The sequence below is a fragment of the Paraferrimonas sedimenticola genome (genome assembly GCF_002282855.1).
In the GTDB taxonomy this organism is placed as follows: Bacteria; Pseudomonadota; Gammaproteobacteria; order Enterobacterales; family Shewanellaceae; genus Paraferrimonas; species Paraferrimonas sedimenticola.
Map to the genome: position 1 here is coordinate 232,480 of NZ_NRIR01000007.1, position 21,201 is coordinate 253,680.

The window sequence follows — 21,201 nt, forward strand, 5'->3', positions numbered from 1 at the left end:
CCCACTTCACAGGTCCACCAATTTTCAACGACTTAGATAACATGACTCAAAACAGTAAACCGCTTTGGTTAACCTTGGTGAGTTGGGCTCAAAAACTACTCGTAAAAAGCAAGCTCATTCCCACGGACCCGGTCGCTGACTTGAATATCAATCAGCAAGACACCATAGCCTACGTGCTCAAAACCGACTCTTTGAGCGACAAAATTGCCCTTTCTCACGTTTGCGCCAAGTTGGGTTTACCCGACCCGTACGCCAAGCTCACGGTTAAAGACTTAAGCGCACCGCGTGTGGTCGCCACCGAAGGGGCCAAGCCCCTGTTTGGCAAACGCCGTGACAACCAAGAATTTCTCAGCAGTTTCCAAGAGTTGTTGGCACTACACCGCAGTGATCCAAACCTAGACGTCAAACTGGTGCCGGTTGGTCTATTTTGGGGACGCAAACCGGGTAAGGAAGGCGACAACATGTCTTCTGCCATGATTGAGCGCGAGTCGCCATCTTGGTTGCGTAAGTTTTTCATGCTGTTGTTTTTGGGGCGTCGCAACTTTGTGCAGTTCTCTCAGCCAGTATCCTTGCGCTACATGGCCGACCAACACGGTACCGACGAGAGCATCGCCCACAAGTTAAGTCGCGTCGCTCGAGTCCACTTTGGCCGCCAACGCCGAGTGGTCACAGGTCCAAGCCTGCCTCGAAGAGAACAGATGATCGATGCCTTGATGCGTTCGGACAATATTCAGAACGCCATCAAAGAAGAAGCGCAAAGTAAGAACATTAGCGAGGACAAAGCCCGTCAGCGCGCCTATGAATACCTAGACGAAGTCGCCGCAGGTTACTCAGATAACCTAGTACGAGTGGCCGACCACATTCTGACTTGGCTTTGGAACAAACTGTATCGCGGCATTCAAATCACCGGCGCCGATCGGGTCCGTCAGTTGGCTCACGACGGCCACGAAGTGGTATTTGTGCCTTGTCACCGCAGCCACATGGACTACTTGCTGCTATCTTACTTGCTGTATTACCAAGGCATGGTACCACCGCACATCGCCGCAGGAATTAACCTTAACTTTTGGCCTGCAGGTCCTATCTTCCGCAAAGGCGGGGCGTTCTTTATTCGTCGCAGCTTCGCCGGTAACAAACTTTACACCGCGATCTTCAAAGAGTACCTAGATACGCTGTTCGCCAAAGGTTACTCGGTTGAATATTTCTGCGAAGGCGGCCGCAGCCGCACCGGTCGCTTATTGGCACCTAAGACCGGAATGATTGCGATGACCATGCAGAGTATGATGCGCGGTACCGAGCGTCCAATTACCTTTGTTCCCGTGTACTTGGGTTACGACCACGTAATGGAAGTGGCCACCTACCACAAAGAATTGCGCGGTAAGAAAAAAGAGAAAGAATCGGTGTGGCAGGTGCTTGGTGCGATCCGCAAGCTGCGTAACTACGGCCAGTGTTACGTTAACTTTGGCAAGCCTATTACCATTCACCAGTTCTTGAATCAGCAAGTGCCAGATTGGCGTAAAGACGCTGGCCCACAAGGGGACCAAAAGCCGTCTTGGCTGACCCCAGCGGTCAACAAGCTTGCCAACCAGATCATGCGCCACATTAACGATGCGGCGGCGATTAGCCCAGCACCGCTGACCAGCTTGACCCTGTTGGCCAGCGAGCAAAACGCCATGGAGCGCAGTCAGTTAGAAAGCCAGCTAGAGCTTTATTTGCAACTGTTGCGCAAGTCTGAGTACAGCCAGCATTCGACTGTGCCGGAGATGAGTGGTGCCGAGTTGCTGCAACAGGCGCTAGACCTCAATAAGTTTGAAGTAACCCAAGACCAGTTGGGCGAGATCATCTCGCTAACCGAGCAAAGCGCTATCACCATGACCTACTATCGCAACAACATTCTGCACTTGTTGCTAATGCCGGCCTTGCTAGCGTCTTTGGTCACCCATCACAAACCTAAGGCTCGCGAAGACCTGGTGGCACTTGCCATGCAATTTGTACCTATGTTGCGCGCCGAGTTGTTCTTCAACCCAGAATGCGCTGACGCATACCTTAACCGCATCCTCGACGCTATGGTCGAGCTTGGCTTGCTGCGTGAAAACAAGCTGATTAAAGCCTCGCCAGATGCTGCTAATCAGTTGCGTCTTCTGGCCAGTGTGGCTCAGGAAACCCTGCAACGCTACGGCATCTTGTTCAACATGCTAGTGCATCACCCAGGCATTGACCGCGCCTCGCTAGAGAAAGAAAGCCAGTTGCTGGCCAAGCGTTTGGGTAGTCTAAACGGCATAAGCGCGCCTGAATTCTTTGATAAAAAGCTGTACGGTAACCTGACCATTCGACTCAAAGAATTTGGTTTCTTCGACGAAGACAGCCCGCTCATAGCCCAAACCTGCGACACCATCAATTCACTGCTGAGCGATTCGGTCTTGCAGAGTATTGAACAAAGCTTAACGCCAAACTCATAGGAAATTGCATGGCCAATCACTTAAACGCCGCCAAATCCAAACAAACCCCATCACTGCTGGGCGGTGCTCTGATTATCGCGGGCACCACGGTAGGCGCTGGCATGTTTTCTCTGCCAGTTGTCTCGGCAGGCATGTGGTTTAACTACTCTTTGGTGGTGTTGCTGGTGATGTGGGCCTTTATGCTGATTTCTGGCCTATTATTACTCGAAACCAATTTGCACTTTGAGCCTGGTGCCAGCTTTGACACCCTGACCAAAGAAACCTTGGGACCCGGCTGGCGCCTGGTTAACGGCTTGTCGATTGCCTTCGTGCTTTATATTTTGACCTACGCCTATGTCAGTGGTGGCAGCTCCATGGTGGCGCTGTCTGCCGAAGGCCTTGGGCTGCAAATCGCCCAGCCCTTAGCAGGATTGATATTTGGCGCAGTGCTTGCGGGCGTGGTGTTTATTAGTACTAAGGCGGTGGATCGTATCACTAGCATCATGCTTGGCGCGATGATCATCACTTTTGCCCTTTCGATTGGCAGCATGGTGGGTGGTGTCGATACCAACATCTTGTTCAATCCGGACGGCAATCAAAGCTTTAGCCCTTACATTTTGGCCGCATTGCCTTTTGCATTGGCGAGCTTTGGCTATCACGGTAACGTACCCAGCTTGGTTAAATACTACGGCAAAGAGCCGAAGCGTGTGGGCTATGCCATCGGCTTGGGCACTGCTATCGCTTTAGTTATCTACCTGCTGTGGCAAGTGGCAGCCATGGGCAACTTACCTCGCAGCCAATTCGACGAAATCATTGCTCAGGGCGGCAACATGGGCGTACTAGTTGGCGCCTTATCCGATGTATTGAACAATGAATGGTTGAGCAAAAGCCTACAGCTGTTTGCCAATTTAGCAGTGGCCTCATCTTTCTTAGGCGTTACCTTGGGCCTGTTTGATTACATCGCTGATTTATTTAGCTTCGATGACAGTCGCAACGGTCGCCTAAAAACCGCCGCAGTGACTTTCTTGCCACCCATTCTGATGGGAATTCTGTTTCCCAATGGCTTCATCTTCGCCATTGGCTTTGCAGCACTAGCCGCTACCGTCTGGACCTTAATTGTGCCTGCGCTGATGGCTCGCAAGTCGCGCCAACAGTTTGCGCGTAGCGATTTTCGCGTACCCGGCGGTAACCTAGTGTTAGGCCTTGTGTTTGCCTTGGGGATTCTGGTGGCTGTGTGTCACCTATTGGCAATGGCCAACTACTTGCCGACCTACCCTAACTAAACCGCCAACTAGGCCACCCATTCAACTGACGTTTTTTTGACCTTTGCCCATAGGCTTGTCGCCTTTGGGCATTTGTCCAATTTCTGACGCCACTTCATATAACTTTCTTGTATAAAAACTTATTTTTATAAACTATTTGTCTATAAAAACCGTCCCAAGCCCAGCTGTGCTTTTTATAATTAAATCAACAGCCAAGATCACTAAGGACGGGCAATATGATTCTTCTAGTTGGAGGAGAAAAAGGCGGAAGCGGTAAGAGCTGCCTAGCGCAAAACACAGCGGTTTATCTGGCAAAGGAGTGCAATGCCTCTGTCATGTTGGTGGACTGTGATCCTCAGCGCACTAGTGCCGATTGGGCGCAAGCTCGCGGCAATAACCCAGATCTCACCAAGATCAACTGCGTGCAAATGTACGGCAAAATCCGCTCTGATCTACTGAGCCTGCAAAAAGCCTACGACATCATCATTATCGATTGTGGTGGTCAGGACAGCTTAGCCTTGCGGGCATCGCTATCAGTAGCAAACTACGCCTTGTTGCCTCTGCGTCCAAAGCGTCGTGATCTCAAAACCGTGGCGCACATGGACGAACTGCTGGCCACCTGCCAAATGATCAACCCTGAGCTGAAAGCCAACTTTGTCATCACTCAATGCCCATCCTTACCTAACCAAGGTAAGCGCATCATTGAAGCCAAGGAAGTTTGTAAGACCTGGGGTATCCCAGTGCTAGATAGCGTGACCTATCACCGCAATGTCTACGATGACAGCGAAGAGTCAGGCTTGTCCGTGATTGAAACCGAAGGCGAGAGCAAAGCTGCTGAAGAGATTCGCGGCCTAGTCAACGAACTGATGGGCGTTGGCTGCACCGAAGAGCTAGCCGAACGATTCGAAAAGCAACGTCAGCAGTTAGGAAGAGGGACCTATGCCATTAGCGGATCTCAAGAAAAGTCGGCCTACGCCTACGCATAAGCCAATGTCGGTGGATGATTTCATCGACGGCGCCTTGGACTATGCCCAAGGCCATTGTAGCCCAAAGGCCGCCAATTTGGCTCAAAACGGTAACGTCACTCGGTTACATCCCGTGCCCAAGTTAACCTTGGTGGCGAACCAAGAGCCAAAAACACGCTTCCCGCATGTGAGCTTTACCTTTAGTCATCAGGCTGTGTCGCAGTTGGAAAACAACTCCAAACAGCACGAACTGGCCAAGTCCAAGCTTTTGCGGGTACTTCTCAACCATTTCGACCAACTCCCACCCTTAAAGCAGACCCACTTGCTTACTTCTTTTGCAGTGCGCTAACGCGCACTGCCTTTTTATGAGCTGCAGTTACTGTTTTGGCAGGCGATAGCCATAAATCAGTAGATAAATCGCGGGAATAACAAACAAGCTCAACAGAGGTGCCGTCACCATACCTCCCACCATAGGTGCCGCAATCTTTTGCATCACCTCATTACCACTGCCTGCGCCCCACATGATGGGTAGCAAGCCGAAGAAAATAGTGGCCACTGTCATGGCTTTCGGACGGATACGCAACACAGCCCCTTCGATCAAGGCACGGCTCAAGTCCGCTCGAGTCTGCATGCGCCCCTGCTCGCGATACTCGGCAATCGCTTTGTTGAGGTAAACCTGCATCACCACCCCAAACTCAGCGGCCACACCGGCCAGCGCAATCATACCTACGGCCACTGCCACTGACAGGTTGTAGTCCAACAGAAATAACAACCAGGCACTGCCCACTAACGCAAACGGCAGACTCAGCATGATCACCGAGGCTTGCACCAGCGAGCCAAAGGTCATCATCAATAGAATGAAGATAACCGCCGCCATTAACGGCACCACTAGCTCCATTTTGGCAGTCACTCTTTGCATATACTCGTATTGCCCCGCAAAGGTGTAGCTGTAGCGCGCTGGCAGTTGAATTTGCTCGCTCAAGGCCTGCTGGGCGTTGGCAATATACTCACCCACCGACACACCACTGATATCCACAAACACCCAAGAAATCAGACGACCATTTTCCGAGGCCAACATGGGCGGGCCGTCGTTAATGCTGAGCTTCGCCAGATTGCCCAAGGGCACGTATTTACCGGTTTTAGTCAGCACGGGCAGAATTCGCAACTTCTCAAGGCTGTCTCTGAGCTCGCGGGGATAGCGAATGTTGATCGGGTAGCGCTCACGCCCTTGTACCGACTCACCCACTGTCATGCCGCCAATCGCCATTTGCACCACGTCCTGTATATCAGACAAGGTCATACCGTAACGCGCCGCCGCTTTGAGCTTAGGCTCGATGTCTAGATAGCGACCGCCACCGCTGCGCTGGGCAAACGCCGACTGAGTGCCGGGAAGCCCAGCAACTACAGCTTCAATGTCGGTACCAATGCGCTCAAGCTCAGCCACATCCGCACCGGAAATCTTAATACCCACGGGCGTGCGAACGCCGGTGGAAAGCATGTCGATTCGGGTCTTGATCGGTTGCACCCAAGCATTGGTCATGCCGGGCACTTTTACCGTGCGCTGCAAGTCGGCAATGATGTCATCAAGGGTTCGACCCGCCTCCCATTCAGACTTAGGTTTGAGCATGATGGTGGTTTCGAGCATGGTCAAAGGCGCTGGGTCAGTAGCGGTTTCAGCGCGACCGACCTTGCCAAACACTCGCTCAACCTCTGGAATTGTCTTAATTAAACGGTCGGTTTGCTGAAGTAGCTCCGCCGCTTTACCTGCGCTGATTCCAGGTAAAGTGGTCGGCATGTAGAGCAAGTCGCCCTCTTCCAACTCAGGCATAAACTCTGAGCCCATTTTGCTGATGGGGTGCCAGGCCGACGCCAGAGCCAATAACGCCAACACCAAAGTGATTTTTGGAAAAGCTAATACCGCGCGCAGCACAGGTTGATACAGTGCAATGAGCAACCGGCTTAGCGGATTCTTTTTCTCACTAGGGATCTTGCCGCGCACGAAATATCCCATCAATACCGGGATAAGAGTCACCGCCAATAACGCCGATGCCGCCATCGCAAAGGTTTTGGTATAGGCCAGAGGATGGAACAAGCGCCCCTCTTGGGCTTCCAGGGCAAACACCGGAATGAAGCTTAGGGTAATGATCAGCAGACTGAAAAACAGTGCCGGCCCCACCTCAACTGCGGCTTTTTGAATGATGGCCCAGTGGGTTTTGCCCTGCGGCGGCTCACCGTGAGTTTGCTGGTATTGCTCTAGGTGCTTGTGGGCGTTTTCCACCATCACAATCGCTGCATCCACAATCGCACCAATGGCAATCGCAATCCCGCCTAGGCTCATGATGTTGGCATTAACCCCCATAAAGCCCATCACAATGAAACTGGCCAGAATCGACAGTGGCAGCGTCACTACCGCTACTAGAGTGGAGCGGGCGTGCAATAAGAACACCAGACACACCAGCGCCACCACTAGCATCTCTTCGATAACCTTGTCTTTGAGGTTATCCACCGAATTCAGAATTAACTGGGAGCGGTCATAAGTGATCACCAGTTCAACCCCTTCGGGTAAACCGGCTTCGATTTCTTTGAGCTTATCTTTGAGGCGATCGATGGTTTGCAGCGCATTTTCGCCATAACGCATTACCACAATGCCGCCAACCACTTCACCAAGACCATCAAGCTCAGCGATACCGCGACGAGCAGCCGGACCTGTGCGAATTTGAGCGACGTCCTTCATCAGTACCGGGGTGCCCGCATCCGACACTACCCCCAGTGGAATTTCCTCAAAGTCTTGAATGCTCTGACGGTAGCCTGAGGCGGTAATCATGTACTCGGCTTCGGCCATTTCCAATACCGAGCCGCCCACCGAGGCATTGGCATTGCCCAAGGCCTGGCGAATACTCATCAGGTCGAGCTGGTACAAGGCCATTTTGTGAGGGTCTACCACTATCTGATAGGCCTGCTCCATGCCGCCAACTGTGGCGACCTCAGAAACCCCGGCCACGCTTTGTAGCTCTAGCTTAATGAACCAATCCTGCAGACTTCGCAGCTGCGCTAAGTCTTGCTTACCGGAGCGGTCCACCAGCGCGTATTGAAATACCCAGCCAACCCCTGAGGCATCTGGCCCCAAACTCGGCGACACGCCCTGCGGCAATTGATTTTGAATTTGGGCTAAGTATTCCAATACTCGCGAGCGAGCCCAGTAAATATCGGTTCCGTCCTCGAAAATCACATACACAAAAGAGTCGCCGAACATGGAAAATCCACGCACGGTTTGAGCGCCTGGCACCGCCAGCAATGCGCTCGATAATGGATAGGTGATTTGGTCTTCCACCAACTGCGGCGACTGGCCTGGGTAGGAGGTTTTAATGATCACCTGAACATCGGATAAATCCGGTAACGCATCCAGTGGCGTGGTGCGCATCGCTTGATAGCCCACTACCGCCAGCAGCAGACTCAGCATTAATACCATGGCGCGCTGTTTGATCGACCAGGCAATGACTTGCTTAAGCATAAAGCCTCCTAGTGATGGTGCGCGTGGCCATTGCCATCAGGCTGGCTCAAGCGTTGTAGGCTGCCCTGAATCGAGGCTTCACTATCGAGTAGGAACTGGCCAGAAACCACCACTCGCTCGCCTTCGTTCAAGCCTTCTAGTACTTCGGCTTTACCGCGACTGATCATCCCAAGCTTGACCTCAACCGACGCGAAGCCAGTGTCGTCGCGTGCCACCACCACTCGATTCTCACGACCGGTTTGAATCAGCGCTTCGGTGGGAATGGTGAGTACGTCGTGCTTAGGGCCGCCAAACAATTCCACGTCCACCAGTGCACCAGGGCGCAGTGATTTATCTGGGTTGTCCAACTTGACGCGTACCTGCATGGCACGGGTGACCAAATCTAATTCTGGATAGATGTAATCGATGCGACCTTCTAACGAGAAGTGGCCTAATGACGCAGCGGTGACATCCGCGGGGCGTCCCACTTCAAGCCAGGTTTGCTCGTTCTCGAACACGTCGGCAATCACCCACACTTGGGATAAATCCACCAGCTCAAACAGGGTTTGTCCAGGCTGAATGTACATGCCATCGCGAATAGTTAGCTTGCTGACAATGCCGTCTTGTGGTGCATAGAAAGGTACTCGATAGATGGACTGCTTGCTGCTCTCGACTTGTGCGATAACCCGCTTGCTAAGTCCTAGCAGTTCCAGACGCAATCTGGCTTTGCGCAATAGCTCGGCGGAATTGCGTTGATTTTGCACAGCGTAATCCAGTGCTTGTAGAAAGTCGTCTTGAGCTGTGACCAACTCTGGCGAGTACAGCTCGTACATCAACTCGCCCTTTTTCACTTTCTGGCCAGTGTTGTTGACCTTGAGTTTTTCAATCCAACCGGTGGCACGAGCGTGCACGTGAAAAATCGAATCTTCGTCATACTGCACTGTGCCAAGGGTCTTGATGTAGCGCCAAAGCGTATCGCGGGCGACTTTTTCGGTGCGCAATCCCAACGCCTGTTGCATGGAACCTGCCACTTGCACTCTGAGCTCCTCGCTCGGACCGCCAACGGTCACAGGCTCCAAGTTCATTCCACAGATAGGACAAGTACTGGGCTCATCCGAGACCACATGTGGGTGCATGGGACACACGTACTTGGTGGTGCCTTGAGGAGCGCTGCTGTCCAATGGGCTGGCAGAAGCCGCGCTAGGCGCGGCCTCCGACATGGCATGACTGTTGCCTTCATCCACTGAGTGATCATGCCCAGAGTGGTCATGTCCTTGTTGGATTGGCGTCAGGAACATATTGCACTTAGGGCAACGATCGCCCTCACCACCCGTTTCTTCTGGGTGCATTGGACAGGCATGAGTCGCGTGCTGATGCTGGTCAGCTTGCTCCACCGCTGTCAGGAACATATTGCACTTAGAGCAACGATCGCCCTCGCCACCCGTTTCTTCTGGGTGCATAGGGCAGGCGTGAGTCGCGGCCTTTGTCTCAATAGCTTGAGTCAAAAACATACCGCAAATGTGGCAAGAGTCGGTTTTGGCGCCCTGCACTTCTGGATGCATAGGACAAGCGTGGGTCGCCTGCTCGGCCTGATGCGAGTGGTCGTGGTGGTCTTGGGCAACAGCACTAACTAGCAGCGAGCCCATCAATAAGCCACAGGCCAGCAACGCATAGACTGGGGCAAAACGAGAGAGTAACTTGCGCATTGGCAATCTCCGAAAAAGCATTCAATTCATGAGCTTATCGCTACATTGCGGCAAGCTCGAGTCGGCTTCAATCAAGTGTTTGATCGAAACCATCAGATTGAAATTAGGCTTTTCTCGGAGGGGGTGACTGTTGAGTCAGTAGTAGGTCGTACTCAAGTTGAGGTCGGTCGAAGTAAACAGGAGGCAGTGTCGCCGCAAGGGGCATGCTGCTTGTTGGTAGCGCACTGGCGGTGCTGGCTGGCTGACATTGGGAACAGTGTTCACTGCAATCGTCGCTTATCGACGACGCACAGTCGTGGACTGGACCGTCGCAACAATCGTGGCTTTCAACCATCGTCTGCATTGCTTGATGGCAATCCGTTTGTTGCTCATCGGCCATGGCCGCTTGGTGTTCGGTAGTTTGCACTGTTGAAGCCTTGACTGTTATTGGCGCAGCCGACACCATCACGCTTTGAAGCGCGATGCTCAGCATCAGTCCAATAATCGCCACAACTCTTAGCAAAATACGCTTTCCTGTCAGTCGGTTACAAAGCTAGCCTAGAAAGCTAAAACGCCACTGTCAATTCACAAGGCCAAACTTGTGAGACGGCTAACTGTGCGCCTGTAAGTATTGACCGGCCGCCGGTAAAAAAGTTTCCGCCACAGTGAGCACCTGATTGTCGTAGTGAAACGGGCGGCGACGGCCCCACAGGGTTTGCCGCTCAATACCCAACTCATCCAGCAGGTCTAATAGGTGCGCCTGTGGCGCATGGCGTGTGAAGCTCAAAGATCCTTGCTCAAACGGGGTGGTAGCGAACAAAATCTCACCGAGTGGACGCTTGCCCAATTGAGTGAAATCGACACCGCAAGCATGCAATAAGGCTTGCGGAATGACCGTACGGGCAAACACCCAAGGCTCATCGTTGAGGCGTAAAATCACCTCGCGAACCCAAACGTTGGGATTGTCGAGAGCTTCTACACGCGTGGCGGGCATTTGTTGCATAGACTCACCCACAACTTGCACCTCAAAGCCAAGCTCAAGTGCTTTTAGTCGCTGAGTCAAACTGTCCTGGCTTGCCAGCCATTGGCCAAACTGCCCCTCGGGAAAGTCCGCAAATGTACTCGCTTCGGCCCATTGCGCCTGTCCGCCGTATGGATAACCCTGAAGTTGCATCAGATTACTTATTAGTGTCATCGAATCTGAGCGCGAGTGTAACACAGTTTGGATTCGCTACCCCGACCTGTTGCACGAACATTGGCCTGTGGTTCTGCATGAGGTATCATCAAGCCCATAATAAGTGACTAATTTTCTACCAAATGATTCGTATTCTTTTTGCGCTGATGGCCCTTATGTTTAGCATTAACACATCAGCCAATAACTCGGGCACTAACGACAGTGATTTCGCTTATTACGGCCTTGAGCCGGAGATTGTCACTAACTATATTCGAGCTTCCAATCGCATGGGTTACGTGCGCACTAGCATCGAGCTGATGGCCCAAAGCCCGTCAGACCTCGAAACGTTAGAACACCACGACGCCTTAATACGAGCCACTGTAGTTGAGATTTTAGGGGCTCAAACCGAAGAGCAGATTAAATCCTTGGAAGGCCGCGAAGCAATTCGCCAATTGTGTCTGACCACCATCAACGAATTACTGCACCACGAAACCGGACGTCAAATAGTGGTAAACCTATTGTTTACCAAGTACCTGTACGATTAATTCTTTTGCTGTCGATATAGGCCTGCGCCATACCCACTAGCAGGCCGCCCAAGTGAGCGCCGTTGGCCACGGGAATTCCTAGTACATCCATAAAGCCAAGCGCCAACCAGAACAGCATAAAACCCGCGTAGGCCGGAGCGAGTGAGACTCCTGCTTGCGGTGCCAATCGCCCTAAGATCCAGCAATAACCCATCAGCGCGTATACTACTCCAGACAGCCCGCCAAAATTCGGGCCTGTCATAAAGAACTGTATGAAGTTGGGCAGCGTGCCGGCTACCAACAGAATCAACAGCAACTTGCCAAAGCCTAGCTGACGTTCAATTTGTCCACCGAGCATCCACCACCAAAGCAAATTGAAAGCCAAGTGCACGATAGAGAAGTGCAATAAACTCGGGGTAAAGGCTCGCCAAAACTCACCGAGATAGGCCGGCTGAAGTTGCTCGAAGAAGAACAAGGGCGGATAAATGGCTTCAACGAATCCTATCGCCGCTAACCCGTAAATCACTAAGCAAGTCGCCAGTACCACTAAGGTTAGCGGGCCTGCACCCGACACCACTTGCTGAGCAAAGCTCGGCCCGCGCCGATAGCTAAACTTGACCTTGCTATCGCCACTAGTCCAAGAGGCGGCCTGGTATCTAGGATGATTGGGGTCTTGAATAAACTCTTGCCAGATTTGCTCGGCTTGCTGGCTTTGCGCGGCTTCAGCAATTTCCACCACAAAGCGGTCGTCAGCAAGCGCTTGCATTCGCGCTTGGATACCCTGGCTGTTTAGGTAGTCAACCAGAGCTTGAGCGGCGCGGCTGTGGGGCAGTTCACCCAGCTGCATATTGGGCCTGTCCCCACGCTTGGTAACCGCCGTCTAGGCTATAGACTTGATTGAGCCCTTGCTCCACTAAATATTGGGCCGCCTGCTGGCTAGAGATGCCGTGATAGCAAACCACAACCACCGCCTGATCTTCGTCGGTCTCGTCTAAGAACTCGCGTAAATTGTCGTTGGTCAACTGAATCGAACCTTGAATGTGGCCGTTGGCAAAGCTCTGTGGATCGCGAATATCCACCACCCGCACCTCTTGGGTTGGGTCGGCTAACAGGGACTGAGTTCGGCTCACGTCAATGTGTTGAAACTGCTTCATAACCACTCGCTGTTTTTGTACTGTCGTTGTTTTGCTTCGACTTATACTACGCAAAAAGGCGCTAAAAAGCGCCTTTTTGAATTGTAACTGAAGGTTAGTTCCACTCGAGGATGACTTTGCCCGAGTTACCCGAGGCCATGGCGTCAAAGCCTTCTTGGAAGTCATCAATATCAAAGTGGTGAGTGATGATAGGACTGATATCTAGGCCGGCTTGCAGCAAGCTGGCCATCTTGTACCAAGTTTCAAACATCTCGCGACCGTAAATACCCTTGATAACAAGACCCTTAAAGATCACCTGCGACCAATCGATGGCCATATCACTGCCCGGAATACCCAGCATGGCAATCTTGCCGCCGTGGTTCATGGTATCCAGCATGGAATGGAACGCCGATGGCACACCCGACATCTCCAGACCTACATCGAAACCTTCGGTCATACCCAAATCTGACATCACTTGATGCAAATCTTCATTGGCGACATTAACTGCGCGAGTAGCGCCCATTTTGCGCGCCAAGTCTAGGCGGTATTCGTTAACGTCGGTGATCACCACGTGGCGCGCGCCAACGTGCTTACACACGGCTGCGGCCATAATGCCAATCGGACCGGCACCGGTAATCAGTACATCTTCACCAACCAAGTCAAAGCTCAGGGCTGTGTGTACCGCGTTGCCGAAGGGGTCAAAGATAGACGCCAAATCGTCTGAGATATCTTCTGGGATCTTAAACGCGTTAAACGCTGGGATCACCAGATACTCGGCAAAGCAGCCCTGGCGGTTCACCCCTACACCATAAGTGTTACGACACAAATGAGTGCGGCCAGCACGGCAGTTACGACAGTGACCACAAGTAATGTGGCCTTCGCCAGAAACCCGGTCGCCTACTTCAAAGCCACGGACTTCCTGGCCCACTTCAACCACTTCGCCCACGTACTCGTGACCGACGATCATAGGCACCGGAATGGTGTTCTGCGACCACTCATCCCAGTGGTAAATGTGCATATCAGTACCACAAATCGCGGTTTTGCGAATTTTGATCAACAGGTCGTTGTGACCAATCTCAGGCTTGTCGGCTTCCACCATCCAGATGCCAGCTTGAGGCTTTAATTTGCTTAATGCTTTCATGCGACTAGCTCCTAGATAATGCCCATGTCTTTACCGATGCGGATGAAGGCTTCAATCGCCTTGTCCAGCTGCTCGTCGGTGTGCGCAGCAGACATTTGAGTACGAATACGTGCTTGTCCTTTAGGTACCACAGGGAAGCTAAAGCCAATCACGTAAATACCTTCGGCCAACAAGCGGTCAGCAAAATCAGAGGCTAGTTTCGCTTCGCCAATCATCACAGGAACAATGGCGTGATCGGCACCGGCGCAAGTAAAGCCAGCGGCCTCCATTTCGCGACGGAAACGCTCGCTGTTGTCGCGCAAGCGAGCGCGCAACTCGCCGCCTTCTTTCAGCATCTGCAACACTTTTAGTGAAGCGCTAACGATGGCTGGCGCTAGCGAGTTAGAGAATAGGTATGGACGGCTGCGCTGACGCAACCAGTCGATGACTTCTTTTTTGCCCGAGGTGAAACCACCGGAAGCGCCACCCATGGCTTTGCCCAAAGTACCAGTGATGATGTCAACTCGGTCCATCACTTCACAGAACTCGTGAGTACCACGACCGTTTTCACCAACAAAACCCACAGCGTGAGAGTCGTCGACCATCACCAGCGCGCCGTACTTGTCGGCCAAGTCGCAAACCGCCTGTAGGTTGGCGATAACACCGTCCATGGAGAACACACCGTCGGTGGCAATTAGCTTGTGGCGAGCACCGGCTTCGTCAGCGGCTTTTAGACAAGCTTCTAGTTCGGCCATGTCGTTGTTGGCGTAGCGGAAGCGCTTGGCTTTACACAAACGCACACCGTCGATGATAGAGGCGTGGTTTAGGGCATCTGAGATAATCGCATCTTCAGCGGTCAACAGAGTCTCGAACAGACCCGCGTTAGCGTCAAAGCAGCTGGAGTAAAGAATGGTGTCTTCCATGCCCAAAAATTCGCTCAGCTCGGCTTCTAACTGCTTGTGGATGTCTTGAGTACCGCAGATAAAGCGAACCGATGCCATGCCAAAACCGTGGCTATCCAAACCTTTTTGCGCCGCTTCAATAAGCTCTGAGTGATTGGCCAGGCCTAGGTAGTTATTCGCACAAAAGTTGATAACCTGGTCGCCACTGGCAACCTCTATACCTGGCTGCTGCGCCGAGGTGATCACGCGTTCGGATTTGTACAGTCCTTCGGCCTTAACGTCAGCCAATTGCGACTGAATTTGACGATAAAAAGCGGCAGATGACATGGTCTCTCCTGAGGGCATATTGAATTGTTTTTAAGTTGGGCGGCATTGTATCGATATTAGCTTATCTTCGCAGCAGTTTTGTGGTTGGAGCTGTGCAGATTTCGGCCGCGGATCAAAAAAGGAGCCAGCGGCTCCTTTTTTCCAGTCATCCCTTGCGTTGCGTTCAGATTTAGGGATTGACGATAAACTCCATCGCCACTTCATCGCAGGCGTGTTGTCGTGGACACAGCTCGCAATCTTTCATCACCTTCTCTGGCAGGCTGTCCTTGTCCGTATCCACAAAGCCCATCTTGGCAAAGAACTCAGGTGCTCGAGTCAGTACAATCAAGCGTTTGAGTTCGAGCTCGCGCGCCTTGTTGAGCATGTAGTCCACCAGCGCCTTGCCCTGGCCATGGCCTTGATAGTCGGTGTCGATGGCCACCGAGCGCAGCTCGGCTAAACCGGTGCCGTAGATGTACAAACTGGCACAACCCACGACCTGATCACCGCTTTGCGCCACCGCAAAGTCGAGAATGTCTCTAAGCACATCGTCGCGGCTGCGCGGCAGAGTATCGCCCTTCTCGGTCCAATGATGAACGATATCGGTAATGCGATTGACATCAGACAGGCGCGCAGGACGCACATTGAGCATCTCCGCTTTGTGAGCGTTTAAACGCAGCTGGGTTTGATCCAAGCTCGAGCTCACCTCGGCGGCGGCCACTGGGGTGTCGTGGCGAACCAGCGCTTGTTGTACCTGCTTAATCGAGGTACCGCCTAGAACGTCGCGCTTGCCCAAGCAAGCATCAATACTTAGGTGCTGATACACATCCGATTGGATCACCGGCGTGAAGGCCTGCAATTCCGCTAGAGTGAAGTCTTCTAGCGCCTTTTGCTGTTCGATGGCGTGCACCACCACTTCACCCACCACGTGGTGTGCTTCGCGGAATGGCATGCCTTGGGAGACAAGGTAATCCGCCAACTCGGTGGCGTTGGCATAGCCTTGCTGCGCCGCCGACAACGCTTGAGCGCGGTTCACCTTAAGGTCTTTCATCACCAGAGTGGCCATTTGCAGACAAATGTTCCAGCTGTCGATGGTGTCGAACAGGCCTTCTTTGTCTTCCTGCATGTCCTTGTTGTAGGCCATGGGCAGACCCTTCATGGTGGTCAAAATGCCCATTAGTGCACCGTATACTCGGCCGGCCTTACCCCGAATCAGCTCCAATGCATCTGGGTTTTTCTTTTGTGGCATCAGGCTCGAGCCTGAGGTCACCTGATCTGCCAGTTCAATAAAGCCCGCTTCGCCGGAGTTAAAGAAAATCAAATCCTCGGCCATCCGCGACAGGTGCATCATGCTGGTTGCAGCAGCGCTACACAGCTCAATCACATGATCTCTGTCTGACACTGCATCCAAGCTGTTTAGCGTGGCTGTTTTAAAGCCCAAGGATTGCGCCAACTGATGACGGTCAATCGGGTAAGCAGTACCCGCTAGCGCGCCCGAGCCCAAAGGACAAACGTCTAACCGATTAAGCGCGTCTTGCACGCGAGTCACATCCCGCTCAAGCATCTCGACATAGGCCAGACACCAGTGACCAAAGGTAATGGGTTGGGCTCGCTGCAAGTGGGTGTAACCCGGTAGCACCGCTTCAGATTCCCGCTGGGCTAGGTTGATCAACGCTTGTTGTAGCTTGATCAGCAGCTGCAGGATCTCGTCGCCTTGCTCTTTACACCAAAGCTTTAAGTCGGTGGCGACTTGGTCGTTGCGGCTACGGCCTGTGTGCAGTTTCTTGCCCAAATCACCGACTTTAAGAATCAGTTGTTGCTCGACAAAACTGTGAATGTCTTCGGCACCGCTGGCCACCACCCGCTCTGGGTGCTCGCCAAACTCGCTCAACACATCGAGCAAAGCCTGTTGGAGTCGGTCAGCCTCGCCTTGAGTCAGCACATCGGCACTGGCCAGGGCTTGCGCCCAAGCCACAGAGCCTTCCACATCTTGTTTGAGTAAACGACAGTCCACTGGCAGCGAGTCGTTAAACTGCTTAAACAGGTCACTGGTTTCGCCGGTAAAGCGACCACCCCATAACGCCATAATTACTTCTCCTGCTCTTTGAGGGCTGCGATTCTGGATGACAGGCTAAACAAACGGATAAAGCCTTCCGCGTGCTTCTGATTGTAGACCTCGTCCTCGTCAAAGGTGGCAAACGCCTCAGAATACAGGCTGTTATCTGACTTGCGCTGGGCCACGGTAGCCTGGCCTTTGTAAAGCTTAATCACCACTTCACCATTGACCTTGCTCGCTAGCGACTCGGCCGCTGCCAGTTGGGCTTGCGCGGTATCGGTGAACCAACGACCGTCATACAACAAGTGGCTGAATTCCAATCCGATTTGCTCGCGGAAGTGGTGTGCTGACTTGTCTAGCACCAATGCTTCCACGCCACGCAGGGCTTCCATCATCACAGTACCGCCAGGGGTTTCGTAGCAACCGCGGGATTTCATGCCCACCAAGCGATTTTCGACGATATCGATACGGCCCACACCGTGCTTAGCGGCGATGTTGTTTAGGGTATCCAGCGCCGCGTAAGGGGTAAGCGCTTGACCATTAACCGCCACCACTTCACCTTTCTCGACAGTCACGCTTACATATTCAGGCTCATTTGGTGCTTTTTCTGGTGATACAGTCCAGGTCCACACCTTCTCGGTTGGCTCGCACCATGGATCTTCCAGCTCGCCGCCTTCGTGGCTGATATGCCAGGCGTTAGCATCACGGCTGTAGATCTTCTCCGCGGATGCTGTGGTCGGAATATTACGCTCGGCCAAGTAGTTCAAAAGATCTGGGCGCGAGCGCATGCTCCAGTCACGCCAAGGCGCAATCACCTGTAACTGAGGTGCTAGTGCAGCATAGGTGCTCTCAAAACGCACCTGGTCATTACCTTTGCCGGTACAACCGTGCGACACGCCATCGGCACCCACTTTAAGTGCTAACTCAACCTGGGCTTTGGCGATAATTGGACGAGCCATCGAGGTACCTAGCAGGTACTTGCCTTCGTACACGGCACCGGTTTTTAGAATTGGGTAAACATAGTCTTTGATGAACTCGTCTTTAAGATCCACCACGTGACAGCTGCTAGCGCCCGAAGCAATCGCTTTTTGCTCAACGCCCTCGAGTTCTGCGGCGCCTTGGCCCACATCGGCAACAAACGCTACCACTTCACAACCATAGGTTTCCTTTAGGTAAGGGATGATGGCTGAGGTATCCAGTCCGCCGGAATAGGCCAGTACTACTTTGGTTACGTTTGTCATGATTATTCTCCAGATTCAAAAAGTTTGACCAAAACGGCGTTCTGCGCGTGCATACGGTTTTCGGCTTGTTGCAATACCCGCGATTTCGGACCGTCGATGACCTCTGCGGTCACCTCTTCGCCCCGGTGTGCTGGCAGGCAGTGCATAAAGTGTTGGGCTTGAGTTTGCGCCATCATCTCAGCATTGACCTGAAATGGCATGAATTTGGTTTCAATGTCGCTCAACTTGGTGCTATCACCCATGGAAATCCAAGTATCGGTGTATATGGCATCCAGTTGGCCAAGCTCGCTTGGCGCTGAGGACAACTCAATGCTACCACCGTGCTCGGCGGCGATGGCTTGCGCTTGGCTGACCATTTGGGCGTCGGGGAAGTGGCCTTTGGGGCAGCAAATCACTAGTGACGCACCAGCCAGTGCCGCGCCAAACATGAGTGAATGGGTTACATTGTTGCCATCGCCCACATAAGCCAATTTGATGCTGGCCAAATCGTCAAAGTGCTCGCTTAAGGTGAGCCAATCCGCCAAGCCTTGGCATGGGTGGTACAACTCGGACAGGGCGTTAATCACAGGTACGCTGCCGTGCTTCGCCAGACCTTCGATGGTGCTGTGGGCGAAAGTACGGGCGACAATCGCATCGGCCCAACAAGAAATGTTGCCGGCAAAATCCGCCACACTCTCACGCACACCCAAGGCGCCGTTTTGCTGGTCAAGGTACAGACAGTGACCGCCCAGTTTGTTAATGCCGATATCAAAGCTTACGCGAGTGCGCAGCGAGGGCTTTTCAAATAGCATCACCACGCTTTTGCCCGCCAAGGCTTGGGCGTAATCGCTAGGGTTGGCCTTAATTTGTGCCGCGCTTTGGAGCAGGTGTTTGAACTCGGCAGCACTCAAATCTTGTAGAGTTAGAAAATGTTGCATGGGCGATTCCTTTTAGTGCGGCAACACTTGAGTGCCAAACGCTTGGCCACTGTGCCAGTTAAGTAGCTGTTGTGGTTGGCTCCAAGAACCCACCACTACCGCTTGTTGTAGTTGTTTTGCCAACGCTTGCGCGGCTTGTACTTTGACTTGCATGCCATCGCGGATCACCGCCTGTTGAATCAGGGTTTGCGCTTGAGTCGGGGAAAGAGTCTCAATCAGCTCACCCGCGCCATCCAACACACCGGCCACATTGGATAGTAGTAGCAACTGACCTTGGGTCAGCTCAGCAATCGCGGCGGCGGCTTGGTCGGCGTTGACGTTTAACAGTTGGCCTTGGGTATTGGCAGCGATTGAGCTAACGATTAACAGTTGCCCCTGAGCTTTAGCCCAGTTGCACAAGCTGGCATCGTTAGGACTCACCTCGCCCACCAAGCCTAAGGCGGGGTCTTTGATCTTGGCCGTAACCAAATTGGCGTCCGCCAGACTGACTGACAAGCTGTTCAAGCCCGCTTTAATCGCGGCAGCTTGCAGAATCTTATTGGCGGTACCGGCAAGGGCACCGGCAACCACTGGCATTTGCTCCGCAGGAGTCACTCTTAACCCCTGATGTTTTTGCGAGACAAAACCGTTGGCGCTCAATTGAGCCTCAGCCAAATCACCACCACCGTGGACCAATACCACCCAAACACCTTGGGCTTGCAGTGCAGCTATGGTTTGCATCAGCTCTTGCGTTTGTTCTGGGTGGCTCAGAAGCTCACCACCCACTTTGATGACCCAAGTAGAGGTACTCATAGCACACCTCCATCAAGCGACAGGTTTGTGGGCCATGCGTTATGAATGTTTATGCATTGCAGTGCTTGGCTAGCGGCACCTTTTAACAGGTTGTCGATAGCACTGCTAACAATTAGCTGACCGCGGGCTTGGTCAAAGGTCCATCCCAAGTGGGCTCTAGGGGTGTTTACCACTTCATCCAGCTTCGGCATTTGGCCTTGATTGACGCTAATCAGGCCGTGATCTTGGTAGATCTCAAAAGCGCTCTCTACGTCAGAGGTTTGCACACCCTCTTTGAGTTTCACCGATACTGTGGCCAGAATACCGCGCTTGAATTGGCCCAGGTGTGGGGTAAAGACAACATCTTGTCCTAGGTATTGAGCGATTTCAGGTTGGTGGCGGTGCGCCAAAACCCCGTACGCCTGCAAGCTCACTTCACAATAAGCGTTGGCCATGCTGGCTTTGCGACCGGCGCCGGAAACGCCGCTAACCGCGTTGATCACAGGTAGTTGGTCGCTTAACAAGTGAGCTATGGGCTTAAGCGCCAATAAGCTCGCGGTTGGGTAGCAGCCAGGAACTGCAATCAATTGAGCGTTAGCGATACCGTCGGCATGCCAGTCCACTAGGCCGTAACAGGCTTGCTGCAATAGCGCTGGCTGTTGGTGTTCAAAACCGTACCACTGAGGGTAATCAGCGGCTTGTAGACGATAACCACCGCTCAAATCGAACACGGCTTTACCCGCTTCAAGTAGCTGAGCCGCCAGCGCCACACTGACTTCGTGGGCAGTGCACAGCGCCACTATATCGGCCTTGGCACAGATATCGTCCAACGCCTCTTGTGTCAGTGGCGTAAGCACATGATTAAGCTTTGGATAGTTAGGGTAAAGCTGATTGAGGGCAGTACCGGCATCGGCACTGTTTTGCGACACATAAGCGCCACAAAGCTCGAGATGAGGGTGATTTTGAACCAGCTGAGCCAGCTGCGCCCCGGTGTACCCGCTGGCGCCGATAATCGCAATTTGTTTCATGTTAGACCTAATTACTTGCTTATTACTTGGTGTTATTCGAACTCTGGCTACACTTTATTGTCTTTAAGTGTGAGCCCTGAATGGGGAAAACGAGCCTTTATCGTCGTCGTCGAATCCCAAGTATTTGTCGAGTAATCGCAGTCAATTTCATGATACTGTCGTTGCTTTATTAGAAACCTGGTTGCTAGACTA

At 52.7% G+C, this 21,201-nt stretch carries 18 protein-coding genes; 5 read left to right on the plus strand and 13 right to left on the minus strand.

Features of this window, described 5'->3' with window-relative positions; all coding sequences use genetic code 11:
• The first annotated feature begins 41 nt into the window (after nucleotides 1–41).
• The 4 genes from plsB (at nucleotide 42) to CLC93_RS13660 (ending at nucleotide 5,011) form a co-directional block, all read left to right on the plus strand.
• Nucleotides 42–2,456 (plus strand): glycerol-3-phosphate 1-O-acyltransferase PlsB, encoded by a 2,415-nt coding sequence (gene plsB / locus CLC93_RS13645; protein ID WP_095506570.1) that lies wholly within the window; start codon nucleotides 42–44, stop codon nucleotides 2,454–2,456.
• Between the two features lie 8 nt (nucleotides 2,457–2,464).
• Complete coding sequence (gene mtr, locus CLC93_RS13650; protein WP_095506535.1) at nucleotides 2,465–3,718, plus strand: tryptophan permease; 1,254 nt, start codon at nucleotides 2,465–2,467, stop codon at nucleotides 3,716–3,718.
• Between the two features lie 215 nt (nucleotides 3,719–3,933).
• Nucleotides 3,934–4,683, plus strand: a complete 750-nt coding sequence (locus CLC93_RS13655; RefSeq protein ID WP_095506536.1) for a nucleotide-binding protein — start codon at nucleotides 3,934–3,936, stop codon at nucleotides 4,681–4,683.
• Nucleotides 4,637–5,011 (plus strand): hypothetical protein, encoded by a 375-nt coding sequence (locus CLC93_RS13660; protein WP_141237399.1) that lies wholly within the window; start codon nucleotides 4,637–4,639, stop codon nucleotides 5,009–5,011. Before CLC93_RS13655 ends, CLC93_RS13660 begins: the two co-directional genes overlap by 47 nt.
• A gap of 27 nt (nucleotides 5,012–5,038) precedes the next feature.
• On the opposite strand, the gene CLC93_RS13665 is transcribed toward CLC93_RS13660, so the two are convergent.
• The 4 genes from CLC93_RS13665 to CLC93_RS13680 form a co-directional block, all read right to left on the minus strand.
• Nucleotides 5,039–8,173, minus strand: coding sequence for an efflux RND transporter permease subunit (locus CLC93_RS13665; RefSeq protein WP_095506538.1), 3,135 nt, complete (start codon nucleotides 8,171–8,173; stop codon nucleotides 5,039–5,041).
• Between the two features lie 8 nt (nucleotides 8,174–8,181).
• Complete coding sequence (locus CLC93_RS13670; protein WP_245837167.1) at nucleotides 8,182–9,858, minus strand: efflux RND transporter periplasmic adaptor subunit; 1,677 nt, start codon at nucleotides 9,856–9,858, stop codon at nucleotides 8,182–8,184.
• 103 nt (nucleotides 9,859–9,961) lie between these two features.
• A complete protein-coding gene (locus CLC93_RS13675) occupies nucleotides 9,962–10,360 on the minus strand; it encodes a hypothetical protein (protein ID WP_141237400.1) in 399 nt (132 codons plus the stop codon).
• 87 nt (nucleotides 10,361–10,447) lie between these two features.
• On the minus strand, nucleotides 10,448–11,032 hold the full coding sequence (locus CLC93_RS13680; RefSeq protein ID WP_095506541.1) for a chorismate--pyruvate lyase family protein: 585 nt from the start codon (nucleotides 11,030–11,032) through the stop codon (nucleotides 10,448–10,450).
• A 155-nt stretch (nucleotides 11,033–11,187) separates the two neighbouring features.
• Between CLC93_RS13680 and CLC93_RS13685 the strand changes: the two genes are divergently transcribed.
• On the plus strand, nucleotides 11,188–11,556 hold the full coding sequence (locus tag CLC93_RS13685) for a flagellar basal body-associated protein FliL (protein WP_245837168.1): 369 nt from the start codon (nucleotides 11,188–11,190) through the stop codon (nucleotides 11,554–11,556).
• On the opposite strand, the gene glpG is transcribed toward CLC93_RS13685, so the two are convergent.
• From glpG to argC, 9 genes are all read right to left on the minus strand, one after another.
• Complete coding sequence (gene glpG / locus CLC93_RS13690; RefSeq protein ID WP_095506543.1) at nucleotides 11,534–12,382, minus strand: rhomboid family intramembrane serine protease GlpG; 849 nt, start codon at nucleotides 12,380–12,382, stop codon at nucleotides 11,534–11,536. The two genes, CLC93_RS13685 and glpG, sit on opposite strands and share 23 nt — an antisense overlap.
• Nucleotides 12,369–12,689 carry a thiosulfate sulfurtransferase GlpE gene (gene glpE, locus CLC93_RS13695; protein ID WP_095506544.1) on the minus strand — a complete coding sequence of 107 codons (321 nt, stop codon included), beginning with the start codon at nucleotides 12,687–12,689 and terminating at the stop codon, nucleotides 12,369–12,371. The genes glpG and glpE overlap by 14 nt, the downstream gene beginning before the upstream one ends.
• Before the next feature lie 94 nt (nucleotides 12,690–12,783).
• On the minus strand, nucleotides 12,784–13,809 hold the full coding sequence (tdh, locus tag CLC93_RS13700; protein ID WP_095506545.1) for an L-threonine 3-dehydrogenase: 1,026 nt from the start codon (nucleotides 13,807–13,809) through the stop codon (nucleotides 12,784–12,786).
• 11 nt (nucleotides 13,810–13,820) lie between these two features.
• On the minus strand, nucleotides 13,821–15,017 hold the full coding sequence (locus CLC93_RS13705) for a glycine C-acetyltransferase (protein WP_095506546.1): 1,197 nt from the start codon (nucleotides 15,015–15,017) through the stop codon (nucleotides 13,821–13,823).
• A 169-nt stretch (nucleotides 15,018–15,186) separates the two neighbouring features.
• Nucleotides 15,187–17,082 (minus strand): argininosuccinate lyase, encoded by a 1,896-nt coding sequence (argH, locus tag CLC93_RS13710; protein WP_095506547.1) that lies wholly within the window; start codon nucleotides 17,080–17,082, stop codon nucleotides 15,187–15,189.
• Between the two features lie 2 nt (nucleotides 17,083–17,084).
• Entirely contained in the window at nucleotides 17,085–18,293 is a 1,209-nt protein-coding gene (locus CLC93_RS13715) for an argininosuccinate synthase (protein WP_095506548.1), read from the minus strand.
• Nucleotides 18,294–18,295: 2 nt separating this feature from the next.
• Nucleotides 18,296–19,210, minus strand: a complete 915-nt coding sequence (locus CLC93_RS13720; protein ID WP_095506549.1) for an ornithine carbamoyltransferase — start codon at nucleotides 19,208–19,210, stop codon at nucleotides 18,296–18,298.
• Nucleotides 19,211–19,222: 12 nt separating this feature from the next.
• A complete protein-coding gene (argB, locus tag CLC93_RS13725; protein ID WP_095506550.1) occupies nucleotides 19,223–20,002 on the minus strand; it encodes an acetylglutamate kinase in 780 nt (259 codons plus the stop codon).
• The gene (gene argC, locus CLC93_RS13730; protein ID WP_095506551.1) at nucleotides 19,999–21,009 is read right to left on the minus strand and encodes an N-acetyl-gamma-glutamyl-phosphate reductase; all 1,011 of its coding nucleotides are present in this window, start codon (nucleotides 21,007–21,009) and stop codon (nucleotides 19,999–20,001) included. Before argC ends, argB begins: the two co-directional genes overlap by 4 nt.
• Nucleotides 21,010–21,201 lie beyond the last annotated feature (192 nt).